The 13130-nt window shown below is 74.5% G+C and carries 13 protein-coding genes; 12 read left to right on the plus strand and 1 reads right to left on the minus strand.

What is annotated here, in order from left to right; genetic code table 11:
• From AA75_RS15765 to AA75_RS15795, 7 genes are all read left to right on the plus strand, one after another.
• The coding region (locus AA75_RS15765; protein WP_206743440.1) for a peptidase domain-containing ABC transporter at positions 1-2288 on the plus strand (2288 nt) is incomplete at its 5' end.
• The gene (locus AA75_RS15770; protein WP_033820652.1) at positions 2276-3631 is read left to right on the plus strand and encodes a condensation domain-containing protein; all 1356 of its coding nucleotides are present in this window, start codon (positions 2276-2278) and stop codon (positions 3629-3631) included. The genes AA75_RS15765 and AA75_RS15770, both read left to right, overlap by 13 nt.
• A 49-nt stretch (positions 3632-3680) precedes the next feature.
• Positions 3681-3938 carry an acyl carrier protein gene (locus tag AA75_RS15775; RefSeq protein WP_033820653.1) on the plus strand — a complete coding sequence of 86 codons (258 nt, stop codon included), beginning with the start codon at positions 3681-3683 and terminating at the stop codon, positions 3936-3938.
• Positions 3939-3944: 6 nt separating this feature from the next.
• Positions 3945-5366 (plus strand): class I adenylate-forming enzyme family protein, encoded by a 1422-nt coding sequence (locus AA75_RS15780; RefSeq protein ID WP_033820654.1) that lies wholly within the window; start codon positions 3945-3947, stop codon positions 5364-5366.
• Entirely contained in the window at positions 5363-7042 is a 1680-nt protein-coding gene (locus AA75_RS15785) for an AMP-binding protein (RefSeq protein ID WP_033820655.1), read from the plus strand. Before AA75_RS15780 ends, AA75_RS15785 begins: the two co-directional genes overlap by 4 nt.
• 47 nt (positions 7043-7089) lie before the next feature.
• Positions 7090-8016: a cupin domain-containing protein gene (locus AA75_RS15790; protein ID WP_051812506.1), complete on the plus strand. Its 927-nt coding sequence runs from the start codon at positions 7090-7092 to the stop codon at positions 8014-8016.
• A 50-nt stretch (positions 8017-8066) separates the two neighbouring features.
• The gene (locus AA75_RS15795) at positions 8067-8507 is read left to right on the plus strand and encodes a hypothetical protein (RefSeq protein WP_033820656.1); all 441 of its coding nucleotides are present in this window, start codon (positions 8067-8069) and stop codon (positions 8505-8507) included.
• Between the two features lie 22 nt (positions 8508-8529).
• Here the strand turns inward: AA75_RS15795 and AA75_RS15800 are convergent, their stop codons facing one another.
• Positions 8530-9474, minus strand: coding sequence for a LysR family transcriptional regulator (locus AA75_RS15800; RefSeq protein WP_149038163.1), 945 nt, complete (start codon positions 9472-9474; stop codon positions 8530-8532).
• Positions 9475-9586: 112 nt separating this feature from the next.
• Here AA75_RS15800 and AA75_RS15805 point away from each other — a divergent pair, with 112 nt between their 5' ends.
• The 5 genes from AA75_RS15805 to AA75_RS15825 all read left to right on the plus strand — a co-directional run.
• Positions 9587-10480 (plus strand): NAD(P)H-binding protein, encoded by an 894-nt coding sequence (locus tag AA75_RS15805; RefSeq protein WP_033820667.1) that lies wholly within the window; start codon positions 9587-9589, stop codon positions 10478-10480.
• A 41-nt stretch (positions 10481-10521) separates the two neighbouring features.
• The gene (locus tag AA75_RS15810) at positions 10522-10887 is read left to right on the plus strand and encodes a darcynin family protein (protein ID WP_033820657.1); all 366 of its coding nucleotides are present in this window, start codon (positions 10522-10524) and stop codon (positions 10885-10887) included.
• Positions 10888-11006: 119 nt separating this feature from the next.
• Positions 11007-11429: a hypothetical protein gene (locus AA75_RS15815; protein WP_033820658.1), complete on the plus strand. Its 423-nt coding sequence runs from the start codon at positions 11007-11009 to the stop codon at positions 11427-11429.
• A gap of 141 nt (positions 11430-11570) precedes the next feature.
• Positions 11571-12248: a TetR/AcrR family transcriptional regulator gene (locus AA75_RS15820; protein WP_051812508.1), complete on the plus strand. Its 678-nt coding sequence runs from the start codon at positions 11571-11573 to the stop codon at positions 12246-12248.
• A 515-nt stretch (positions 12249-12763) separates the two neighbouring features.
• Positions 12764-13130: transglycosylase family protein (locus tag AA75_RS15825; RefSeq protein ID WP_304441493.1), on the plus strand; the 367-nt coding region annotated here is incomplete at its 3' end.

Consider the following 13130-nt stretch of genomic DNA (forward strand, 5'->3'; position numbering starts at 1 on the left):
GATCGATGACCGGTGAATCGCGCTTCCGGCCCGAGGCGCTGGAACACCACCGCAGGCGCGACGGGCTGGGGCCGGTGCTCGGCCACTCCCCCGCCCCGCGCCGCCCCCGGGGCTTCGCCGAACGGCTGCGGGCCGCCCGTACCCGCATCCCCGGCCGCCCGGGCGCCGAGCGGCTGACCGTCTGCTTCCAGACCCAGGTCAGCGACTGCGGCCCGGCCGCCCTGGTGACCGTGCTGCGGCAGCACGGCGTCGAGGTCTCCCTCGACGCGGTCCGCGCCCGCGCCGACTCCGGCCGCAACGGCGCCTCCGCCCGCACCCTGCTGGAGATCGCCCGCGAGTACGGCGTCAAGGGCCGCGGCGTACGCGCCGACCTGGACGCCCTGCGCCGGCTGCGGCCCGGCGCGATCCTGTTCTGGAACTTCAACCACTTCGTCGTCCTCGCGGGCGCCGGCCAGGACCACGTCGACGTCGTCGACCCCGCGTACGGGCGGCGCCGGCTCAGCAGGGCGGCCGTCGCGGAGTCCTTCACCGGCGTGGCGCTGGAGTTCGACCCGCCGCTGGCCGGCACCGCCAAGGCCGGCCGCGGCACCGAGAGCGCCGGCCCCTGGCGCCGACTGCGCCAATTCCTGCCGGGCCGCCGGGAGCTGGGCCTGCTGATCGCGGCCTCGGTGGCCCTGATGGCCTTCGAGCTCGCCCTCCCGCTCACCGCCGGGATCCTGGTCGAGCGGGTGGTACCCGACGGCTCCGCCACCACCCTGTGGGGCGCCGGGGCACTGCTCGCCGCGGTCGCGGTCCTCTTCCTCCTGCTCCAGCTGGCCAGGTCCGTCCTGGTGGCCAAGCGGCAGGCCGTGATCGAGAAGCGGCTCACCCTGGGCATCGTCAACCACCTGGCCGACCTGCCCTACGACTTCTTCACCGTGCGCAACCCCGGTGACCTCGCGATGCGGGCCCGCGCCAGCAACGTGCTGATCCAGGTGCTGAGCGTGACCGCGGTCTCGGCCGTGCTCGACAGCCTGCTGGTCCTCGCCTACCTGGTCGCGATGGTGCTGGCGGATCCGCCGATGGCCGCCCTGGTCGCCGGTCTGGTCGCCGTCCAGGCCGGTCTGCTGGTGGTCACCTGGCGACGGCAGACCGAGCTCAGCCAGGAGGTGCTGGAACGCCAGACCAAGGCTCAGGAGGAGCTGGTCGAGATGCTGGAGAGCATCTCCTCGCTCAAGTCCAGCGGCCTGGAGGGCCTGGCCGCGGAGCGCTGGTCGCACACCCTGGTCCACGAGGTCAACAAGCGCCTCGGCGCCCGCCGCAACCTCGCCCTGTTCACCTCCCTCAGCCGCACGGTCCAGTTCGGCGCCCCGCTCGCCGTCCTGCTCGCGGGCATCCGGCTGGTGCTGACCGGCCGCGACTCGCTCGGCGAGGCACTGGGGTTCATGACCCTGACGATCGCCCTGTTCATCCCGCTGCAGGGGATGTTCGACGCCGGCTCCCAGCTCGCCGCCGTCCGGCCCACCCTCGCCCGGCTCGACGACGTGCTGCGGGCCGCCCCCGAACCCCGCGGCGCGCTGATCGGCACCGGAGTCGCCGAACCGGGCCGGATCACCGCCGAAGGGGTCTCGTTCCGCTACCCCGGCGCCCCCAGGCCCACCCTGACCGACATCCGGCTGGACATCCGGCCGGGCCAGTTCGTGGCCGTCGTCGGCCGCTCCGGCTCCGGCAAGTCCACCCTCGGCATGCTGCTGGCCGGGCTGTACGTCCCCACCGGCGGCGCCATCACCGTCGACGGCATGCCCCTAGCCGAACTGGACCGGCCGACCTACCGGCGCCGGATCGGCTACGTCAACCAGAACGCCCACCTGTTCGGCGGCTCGATCCGCGACAACATCCTGCTCGGCAGCGAGGACATCGGCGAGGACGAGCTGCGGACCGCCGTCCGGCTGGCCCACGTCCACCGCGAGATCACGGCCATGCCGATGGGCTACGAGACCCTGGTCGCCCCCGGCGGGCACGGGATGTCCGGCGGCCAGCGGCAGCGGATCGTGCTCGCCCGCGCCCTGGCCAAGCAGCCGAAACTCGTCATCCTCGACGAGGCGACCAGCGCCCTCGACCCGGCGCTGGAGGAGTCGATCATGCGCGACCTGCTGGCCGCCGGGATCACCGTCGTCGTCATCGCCCACCGCCTCACCGTCCTGGACGACGCCGACCAGGTCATCGTCATGCGCGACGGCCGGATCGTCGAAGCGGGCCCGCCCGCCGCCCTCAAGGAGACCGGCGAGGAGTACCTGTGCCTGACCTGACCCCCGCCCGGCCCGCTCCCGGCACCCCCGCGCCAGGCACCCCCGTACCGTTCACCTACGAGCAGGACTGGTTCCACACCAAGACCCGCACCGGCGCCTGGGCCCACAAGAACGTCCGGCACGGCTTCGAGATCCTCGGCGACCTCGACACCGACGCCCTGCTGACCGCCGTCCGCGCCTTCGTCACCCGGCACGACGCCCTGCACCTGCAACTGCCCGCCGACCCCGGCCCCCACCCCGAGCAGCGGACCCGGCCGATCGGTACGGGAGAAGAGGTCGTCGAGGGCCAGAAGGTCGCCGCCACCTCCCCCGCACAGTTCTCCCGCTACGCCTCGGCCCTGCTCTCCCGCGACTGCATCACCCCCTGGCGGTACGGCGAGCAGCGGCCGTTCACCATCCGCCTGCTGCGGTACGACGCGGGCCGGCACGCCCTGCTCGCGACCTTCCAGAACCTGGTCTTCGACGGGCGGGCGCACCACCTGTTCGCCCACCAGGTCTGGCGCGACTACGAGGCGGTCCGGCGCGGCGACCCGGTCCCCGACAGCGCCCCCTCGTTCGCGGCGGCCGCCGCCCGGCAGCGGGCCGGCACCACCCCGGCCCAGCGGGACCGGGCGCTGGCCGACTGGCGCGAACGCCTCGGGTTCCTGGCCCGCGCCCCGTGGACCCGTCCGGACGGCGCGCCCGCCAGCGAGAGCGGCACACTCCGCGCCGAACTGGACGCCCGCACCACGGCGATCCTGCGCCGCGCCTGCGCCGAGCGCCGCCTGAGCCTGCTGCAGTGGACGGTCGGCACCTTCGTCCACGCGCTGGCGTCCTGCACCGGCAGGACCGAGCTCGGCCTTTGGACGTCCATGGACTCCCGGCCCTCCCGGGACCAGGACGTGGTCGGGATGTTCGCCGCCTCCTGCCCGCTGGTCGTCACCGACGCCGCCGGCGACCCCGACGCGGTACGGGGGCAGGTCCGCGCCAAGCTGCTGAACGCGCTCAAGCACCAGCGGCTGACCGCGCAGGAGATCACGGCGCTGACCCGGGAGACCGAGGCACGGCACGGTGTCCCGGTCGGCCGCGACCTCTACCTGAACCTGCGCGGGTTCGACGGCACCTACGCGGCCCACCGGGACACCGGGCCGCTGCGGGTCACCGCCGACGCCTACGGTCTGCGCCGCCTCGCCGTCACGGACATCCATGCGCTGCACCTGCGGTGCGCCGAGTACCGCGACCGCCTGACCATCGGCCTGCGCTTCGACGGGCAGCGGGTGGGCCGGCCACTGGCCCGCACGGTCCTGCAGGACGTGCTCGCCGCCGCCGACGCGCTCGCGCTGGACCACCGGATCGCCCGCTGAGCAGGCCCGTTCCTCCCGTCCGATCCGACCGCCACCCCTTGGAGGTGCCATGCCCCACCCGCCGATCGACGCCGTCCTGGCCGCGGCGAGCGAGGTGTTCGGCCGACGGGCCGAACCGACCGACGACTTCTTCGCCCTCGGCGGCGACTCCATCACCGCGGTCGAACTCACCGTCCGCCTGGAGGAGCTGCTGGGCATCGAGGTCGACACCGAACTGATCGTCGGGCTCCCGGACTTCGCCGCCCTCGCCGCCGCCCTGGCCGCCCGCGCGGAGGCCGTCCCCGTCCCGTCGACCCCCGAACACTGAGGAACCATGCGCCCCCACCTCTGGGACCCGTGGGCCACCGCGCGGACGGCCCCCGACCGCACGGCCGTCGTCGCCGACGACGAGAGCTGCACCTTCGCCGAACTGACCGCCCGCGCGGACGCCCTGGCCCGCGCCCTGCGGGCCCGGGGCGTCGCCGACGGCACGGTCCTGTCCACCGACCTCCCCACCGGGCCGCGCTTCTTCGCGCTGGCCCTCGCGGCGCTGCGGTACGGCTACGGCCTGTTCCCGATCGCCCCGCAGCTGCTCTCCCTGCCCGAAGGCCCGTCCCTGCTGGCGGAGGCGGGCGGGGCGCTGCACATCACCGCGGCGGCGCCCGGACCGGGCCGACCCGCCCTGCCCTGCCCCGTCCTCGGCGACGACGAGCTGCTCGCCGCCGTGGCCACCACGCCCGCCGGGCCCGGCCCGGCCGCGCCGCCCGCCGCCGGGCACCTGGTCCTCGCCACCTCCGGTACCACCGGCGTCCCGCAGGCCGTCGTCCGGACCCGGCCCGCCCGGCCGTACAAGGGCGTCGCGGTCACCGAGCGGTACGGCGCCGGCCCGGAGCTCGGCCCGCACCTGATGGCCAACCCCACCTACCACCTCGGCACCCTGGGGCCCGCCCTGTACGCGCTCCAGGCGGGCAGCCCGGTCGTCGTCCAGCGCACCTGGTCGACGGCCGGGTTCGTCGAACTCGCCGACCGGTACCGAGCGGACAGCGCGTTCCTCAGCCCGGACCGGCTGACCGAACTGGTCGCGGCGGGCCACGCCCCACGCCACCGCTTCCGGGTGGTCTTCCACGGCGGCGGCGCCTGCCCGCCCGCAGTGAAGCGCGCGGCCATCGACCTGTTCGGGCCGGTCCTGCACGAGTACTACGGCACCTCGAGGAGCGTCCTGACCGAGATCACCACCCCGGAGTGGCTGGACCGGCCCGGTTCGGTCGGCCGCCCGCTGCCCGGGATCCGGATCGAGGTCACCCGCGACGGCCGGGTACTGCCCCCGGGTGAGGCCGGGGAGATCGGGATCCGGCTGCGCGCCGCCGACCGGGACCCGGGCGAGCCGCCGGTGCACGCCACCGGGGACGTCGGAATGCTCGACGCCGACGGCTACCTGTTCGTCATCGGCCGGGCCGGGACCTCGGAGGAGCTCTCCGCCGCCCGGCTCGAACACGGCGTCCGGCTGCTGCCCGGGGTCACCGACGCGGCCGTCCTCGGCGGCCCGGAACCGCTCTGCTTCGTGGAACACGGCGAGCGCGGGACGTTCCCCGACCCGGTACCCGCCATCGAGGACTCGGCCCGCCACCTCGGCCTGCCCGTACCCCGGATCGTCCTGACGCCGTCCGGCTCGCTGCCCCGCACACCCAGCGGCAAGATCCGGCGTGCCGACCTGGCCGGCCTCGCAGGTACGGCCCCGGACCCGGGCCGCGGATGACCCCGGCCCAGCGGCCCGTCACCGCCTTCGACCGGCTGGTCCACCACGCCCGGTACCGGCCCGACACGCCCGCCCTCACCTGTCTCGACGGCGACCGGGCCCGCGACCTGACCTACCGCCAACTGCACGGCCTCGCCGTCGCGTTCGGTTCCCGGTTGGCAGCGCTCGGGGTCCGCCCCGGGGACCGGATCGTCCTGGTGCTGCCCAACGACGAGTCCTTCGCCGCCGCCCTGCTGGCGGCGATCGGGCGAGGGATGCTGCCCGTACCGGCGGCCACCCCGGCGACCTCCCGGCCCGAGGCGTTCGTCCGGCGGCTGCGCGGCATCGCCTCCGACTGCCGCCCCGCGCTGGTCGTCACCACCGCGCACTGGCAGGACGCGGTCCGCGGCGCGCTCGGCGGCCTCGACGTACCCGGCGGAGTGCACCCCTGGCCGGGGCCGGCCGGGGAGGACACCGCCGCCGACCCGGCGGACCACCCCGTCGGGTCCGTCTCCCCGGACGCGCCCGCCTTCCTGCAGTACACCTCGGGATCGACCGGCACCCCCAAGGGCGCCGTCATCAGCCACCGCGCGCTGGGCGCCAGCTGTGCCCAGGCCGCGCGCGTCTACCGCGAGAGCCCGGACGACGTGGCGGTGACCTGGGTACCGCTCCACCACGACATGGGGCTGGTCACCGGGCTGCTGCGCCCGCTGTTCGGCGGCTACCGGTCCGTGCTGATGCCGCCCGAGGCGTTCGCCCGCCGCCCGGGCGCCTGGCTGTCGGCCGTCACCGCCCACGGCGGGACGCTGTCCAGCGCACCCGACTTCGCCTATGAGCTGTGCGCCCGCAAGGTCACCGACCGCGAGGCGGCCACCCTCGACCTGCGGACCTGGCGGGTCGCGCGCAGCGCCGGCGAGGTGGTGCGGGCCGCCACGGCCGAGCGGTTCACGGCACGGTTCGCCGCCGCCGGCTTCTCCCCCTGGAGCCTGTGCCCCTCCTACGGGATGGCGGAGGCCACCCTCACCGTCACCGCCTGCACCCCGGAGCGTCCGGCCGTCCGGCTGGCCGTGCGCACCGACGCGCTGCGCGCGGGCGAGGTGGTCCCGGCCGCGCCGGGGGCACCCGCCACCGTGCTGCTCTCCTCGGGGACGCCGCTGCCCGGCACCGAGGTACGGGTGCACCGCACCTCCGCCGGTCCCGGGGGCGGCCCGCGCATCGGGGACCTCGCCGTGCGGGGGCCACAGCTGTTCAGCGGCTACTGGCCCGCGGCGCACCGCCCGGACGGGTGGCACCCGACCGGTGACCGGGGGTTCACCCACGACGGGCACCTGTTCGTCGTGGGGCGCGGCGATGACGTCCTGGTCCACCACGGCAGGAACTTCTACCCGGCGGACGTCCTCGCGGCCTGCGAGCAGGTGCCGGGGGTGCGGCCCGGGCGCTGCGCGGTCCTCACCGTCGCGGACGCGGACCCCGACGGCCGGGTGTGCCTGGTGGCGGAGCTCGCGGACGGCCCCGGCACGCCCCCGGCCGAGCAGGTGGCCGCCCGGCTGCGGCGGCACCTGGCGAACTCCCTCGACCTGTACGTATCCGAGGCCGTCCTGCTGCCCGCGGGCGGGCTGCCCGTGACGACCAGCGGGAAGGTGCGGGTCGCCGAGACCAGGCGGCGCCTCGAGCGGGGGACGCTCCCCCGCCTGTGAGTGACCGATCAGGAACCAACCAGCGGAACGCAGAAGGAAGAGGAACCGTGCACGCTCCGACACTCGCCCAGTGGGTCGGCGACCCCACCGGCTTCGGCACCGCTTACTGGCGCCGGCGGCCGGGCGTCTTCCGGCCGGACGGGGGCGTGCGCAGCCCCTTCACCCTCGCCGACGTCGATGCCGCGCTCGCCACCGGCTACCTGCACGAGCCGTACGTGGAGATGACCCGCGCCGAGGACCCGCTCGGCCCCGACGCCTACCTGACGCCGCGTGCGGTGTACGACGTCCCGTACGGGGGGTTCGCCGACGAGACGAAGATCCGGGCCCTGCTGGACGACGGCGCGAGCCTGCTGATGCGCCGGATCGACCAGTGGCACGGCCCGACCCGTGACCTGCTCGCGCAGCTGTCCGCCGAACTCCAGCTGGCGGTCGAGGCGTTCTGCTTCGTGACCCCTCCCGGCACCCAGGGCGTGCCGCTGCACCGCGACGACGCCGACGTCCTGGTCCTCCAGCTCAACGGCAGCAAGTCCTGGGCCGTCCACGAGGGCCCGGCGGACGGCCACTGGCGGCACGGGCGGGTCGACGGCGAGCCGCCGGCCGAGGTGCTGCGGACCACCCTCCGGGCCGGTGAAGTCCTCTACATCCCGCGGGGGTTCGCGCACCAGGCGGTCGGCAACGCGGGTCTCTCGGTGCACCTGTCGCTGACCATCCGGGAGATCAACCTGGGCGACCTGTTCCGCAGCCTGCAGAAACTCTCGGCGGCGTCCATGAAGGTCGAGTCCCGTCCGCTGGACGACGATGCCGTCCTGGCCGCGGCGACCGCGCTGCTCGACCACGTCCGTACGGCCGTCGCCGGCCTGACGCCCGAGGACCTGATCCGCCACGCCCGTCGCCGGAAGCTGGCCGCCCTGCCCGCACCTCGCGCCCCGATCTCGCTCGGCGCGCTGGCGGCCGGGTACGACACCCCGGCCTGAGCACAGCCCCCGGATTGCGCCGGCCCGGGCGGGCGCGGCAGGATCGGCCGGTGTTCGAACTGATCCCCGGCACCGGGGTCGTCCTGCCCGCCGGCGCCGGCCTGCTCCGTTTCGGCCTGGAGGACCGGGCCACCGGCCGAACGCTGGCCGCGCTCGGCGACGCCCGGGCCGTCCCGATGCTGGACGCCACCTGGAGCCGTACCGCGCGGCACCACGACGTCGAACTCGCCATCGGCTCCGACGAGGTCGACTGGGACGCCCTCGAACCCACCGACCCGCTGCTGCGCAGCATCGTGCTCAGCCGCGCCCGGCCGGCCTCCTGCGGTCCCGCCGTCACCCCGGTCGTCCTCGACGGCATCGACCTCTTCGGCCACCCCGCCACCGAGGTGCTTGATGTCCTGGGCCGCGACCTGCCCGTCGGCCTGTGGCTCGGCTCCCCGCCCCGCCGCGGTTATCTGACGGTCGTCCGCCTCGCCGCCGCCCACGGCTGACCGCCAGCACGGCGCCGGGGTGTCATGCGGTCGGACTTGCGGAGGTGCTCAGGGTGCGGCGGACTGCGCTGCGGAGCCAGTGGTGGGCCCGGTCGGCCGCGTGGCGGGGGTGCCAGGCCATGCCGATGGTCACGGGCGGCAACTCCAGCGGGATGTCCAGGAGTTGCAGCCCGAGGGCGGTAGCGTCGCCGGTGAGCGGCGAGGGGGCGGCGCCGGGTGGTGCGGCGGGTACCAGGCAGACCAGGTCGCTGCGGGCGGCGAGGGCCATCGCCGCCAGGTGGCCGGGGAGGACGACGCCGACCCGCCGGCGGAGGTTCTGCTCGGCGAGGGCGGTGTCGAGCGGGCCGGTGAACCGGCCGCGGCGGCTGACCGCGACGTGCCGGGCGGTGGCCAGCCGGGCCGGGGTCAGCGGTCCCTCGGTCAGCGGGTGGCCGGGCCGGACGGCCGCGACCATGCGGAGGGTGACCAGTTCCTCGACCCTCGTCTCGGGGTCGACATGGTCGATCGAGCCGACCTCCAGGTCGATCCGGCCGTCGCGCAGGGCGGGTCCGGCCTCCAACTCCTCGGCCAGCAGCCGGAACGACACCCCGGGCGCCTCCTGCTCGGCCAGGCGCAGCAGCCCGGGGGCCAGGGCCGCGCCGACCAGGTCGGCGGCCTGGAGGGTGAAGGTGCTGCTCAGGGTGGCGGGGTCGACGCCGGTGCCGGGGCCGAGCAGGGCGTGCAGGCTCCGCACCACGGCCGCGGCCTCCTCCCGCAGGGCCAGCGCGCGGGGGGTGGGGACCATGCTCTGCCCGGCCCTGACCAGCAGCGGGTCCTGGAGGGTGCGGCGCAGACGGGCGAGGGTGCGGCTCATGGCGGCGGGCGAGGTGTGCAGGCGGGCGGCGGCCCGGGTGACGCTGTGTTCGGTCAGCAGGGCGTCCAGGGCGATGGCGAGATTGGCGTCGAGGGTCGCATCCGGGCTGTTCACCAGCATTATTCCGTTCCGGTCAATGATTCCGTGCTGAAGTTCCCATTGTGGCAGCACTGGGATCCTCCGCAGGATGAGGGACGTACCGACCGGCACGACCTACGAGGTTTTCATGATCGTCATTACCGCTCCCACCGGGAACATCGGCCGCCACCTGCTCTCCCTCCTCCTGGAGTCCGCCCCCGCCGCGGGCGAGGAGCTGCGCGTGATCGTCCGCGACCCCGCCCGGCTCCCGCAGCAGGCACGCGGACGCGTCGAGGTGTTCGCCGGCTCGCACGGCGACGCCGAGGTCGTCGACGCGGCCTTCGAGGGTGCGGACGCCGTCTTCTGGCTCGCACCCCCGGACGCCTCCCTGACCCCGTACGAGGCCTACAGCGGCTTCAGCACGCCCGCCGTGAAGGCGCTCGCCGCCCACCGGGTCGGCCATGTCGTCGGCGTCTCCGCGCTCGGCCGCGGCACCGCGCTCGCCGGCCGGGCCGGCCTCGTCACCGCCTCCCTGGCCCTGGACGACCTGATCGCCGACAGCGGCGTCGCCTACCGGGCCCTGGCCAACCCGTCGTTCTTCGAGAACCTCCTGGAGGAGGCCGACTCGATCCGCGACCGGGGCGTCTTCACCGACTCCGCCGACGCCGACCGCAAGGCACCCCTCGTCGCCACCGCCGACATCGCGGCCGCGGCCGCCCGCCTGCTGCTGGACCGCTCGTGGACCGGCAGCGGCAGCGTCCCGGTCCTCGGGCCGCAGGACCTGTCCCCCAACGACCTGGCCCGCATCATGACCGAGCAGTTCGGCCGCCCCGTGCGCTACGAACGCCAGCCGCTGGAGGAGATGCACGCCACCCTGGTCGGCTACGGCCTCAACGAGGTCTTCGTCCAGGGCGTCGTCGACATGAAGCGGGCCAAGGACCAGGGCCTGGACGCCGGTGTGGCGCGCACCCTGGACACCGCCTCCCCCACCGGTTTCGAGGACTGGTGCGCCCGGACCCTCAAGCCGGCCGTCCTCTCCTGACCCTCGAACCCCTGAACCCCCTTCACCCTGGAGGCACCCCGATGCCCACCGGAACCGCCGAGCCCCCGGTCACGGCGTTCATGCTCGTCAAGACCGCACCCGAGTGGCTGGCCCTGACCGTCCAGGAGCGCGTCGACGCCTTCACCACCGAGGTCCTGCCGGTGATCGAGGCCAGGACCACCGGCGTCCGCTCGCGCTTCTACGACACCGAGTTCTACTCCGCGCGCGTCACCGACGTCTGGGTGTGGGAGGCCGAGGACCACCGCGCCTACCGGCTCCTCATCGACGCGCTGCGCGAAACCCCCTTCTGGGACCGCTACTTCGAGGTCGTCGAGCTCCTCGTCGGCACCGAGAACGGCTACGCCCGCACCTACGGCCTCGAGCCCCTCGCCACCATCACCACCTGACCCACCGCTCCCCGCCCGCCTCCTAGGTGGCGGTCCGTGACAGGCGTGGCACCCTGGTTGTGGAGCCTCCGAACAAGGTCGCCGACCGGGTGACCAGCGCACTCGAAGGAGCTCGGACCATGACCAGCAACGTCGGCGGGACCAGCGCGGCGCAGACCACCGGACGGCCCTGGGCCACGGGGTGGACAGTCTTCGCCGCCGTCATGATGATCTTCGGTGGCACCATGGCGATCTTCGAGGGCATCGCCGCCATCGCCAAGGACGACCTCCTCGTCGTCACCCGCAACTACTCGTTCTCGATGAACACCACCGGCTGGGGCTGGATCCACCTCATCCTCGGTGTGGTCCTGGCACTGACCGGCCTGGCCCTGTTCAGCGGCGCGACCTGGGCCCGGGTGGTCGGCGTCGCGGTCGCCGGACTCGCGATGATCGCGAACTTCCTGTGGCTGCCGTACTACCCGTTCTGGGCCATCATCCTGATCGCCATCGACGCCTTCGTGATCTGGGCCCTGTGCGCGGGCACGACCCGTACGACCGGCTAGGCACCGCCAGCAGTCCGCCCCGGACCTCCCCGCAGGGGTCCGGGGCGCATTCGCGCGCCGGGCCGGCCGCCCGGTGCCCGCCGTCGGCGGCGACAGGTGAGGGATTGGCTCCTCGAGCGCCGGATGGGGCAGAGTGAGCGCATGACGGCGCAGACGGGCGGGCGGGAGCGGGAACAGGCGGTCACGGTACGGCGACGGCCGGTGCAGCAGCGCAGCCTGGAGCGGTACGAACGGCTGCTGGACGCCTGCGCCGGGCTGCTGGACGAGGTCGGTGCGACCGCGCTCACCACCAAGGAGGTCGCGCACCGCGCCCAGGTGCCGATCGGCACCCTCTACCAGTTCTTCTCCGGCAAGGAGAGCCTGCTCGCCGCGCTCGCGGAACGGAACCTGGACCGCTACCTCGACCGGCTGGGCCGCCGGATCGCCGCCGAGTCGCCGCCCGGCGTGGCCGGGTTCGTGGATCTCGCCGTCGAGGAGTTCGTGGCGATGAAGCGTGCCGTGCCCGGCTTCGGGCACCTCGACTTCGGCCTGGTCGACCGCTCCGCCGCCGGGCTGCACGACGACGAGCACCTGCTCAGCCCCGAGCTCGACAACAACGCGGCCGTCGCGCTGCGGATCCAGGAGATCGGCGCCGGGCTGCTCGACCCCACCGCCTTCCCGCTCGCCGTCCGGGTCGGACTGGAGTGCGCCGACGCCGTCCTCAAGCTGGCCTTCCGCACCGACCCGGCCGGCGATCCGGCGCTGATCGCGGAGTGCAAGCGGCTGCTGCGCTGCTACCTCTCCGATCCCTCCCCCGCCGCCGGGCCCGCCCGGTCCTGAGCCGGTCCCGAGCCGGGTGTGACCCAGGCCATCGCGGCGCCCGCCGACCGCTGACCGGCCGTCCGGTGCACCGTCACGCTGCGTCGACAATGTGCGCGGCCTCACAGGCGGATCCCGGTGACCGGGGCCACAAATCGCCCTCGGAAGGCGCCGGCGAGCGGCGTCCGGGCCCGTGATTCCGGGGGTCCGGGCGCCGCGTTACCTTCGGAAACACCTCGCTGAACTGGTACTTCTTCGGAAATCCTTGTGCCGCCCCCGGGGCACCCGTAGCTTCGAAACCAGTGCACAGCGCACTCCCCGGGTTCACCCCCTGGCGCACCACCCGCTCCCGTACGGGAACTGCGGCCGGTGCCCGCCCGTCCGACGGCCTCGTGCCGCGACCGGCGGAGGCGGTGACCACGGCAGCACGGTCCGCACCCTGCGTGACCGGCCGCCATGCGTAGAGACGGACCGGCCGGGCCCCCTTGCGGGGCGGGTGCGGCACGCCTTCCCCGAGGACTTCGAGAGGATTCACTTTGACTTTCCGTAACGAGACTTCCGCTGCCGCCACCACCGCCACCAAGCGCAAGCGCGTTCGGATGGTCGTCATGGCGGGTGCGGTCATCGCCCTGCCGGTGGCCGGACTCGTCACGGCCACCGGGGCGTCCGCCGCCCCGGCCTCCACCTGGGACAAGGTCGCGCAGTGCGAGTCGACCGGCAACTGGGCGATCAACTCGGGCAACGGCTTCTACGGCGGCCTGCAGTTCACCAACAGCACCTGGGCCGCCTTCGGCGGCACCTCGTACGCCCCGCGCGCCGACCTCGCCACCAAGGCCCAGCAGATCAACGTCGCCGAGAAGGTCCTCGCCTCCCAGGGCCCCGGCGCCTGGCCGGTCTGCTCCG

Source organism: Kitasatospora sp. MBT63 (assembly GCF_000710465.2).
Classification (GTDB): domain Bacteria; phylum Actinomycetota; class Actinomycetes; order Streptomycetales; family Streptomycetaceae; genus Kitasatospora.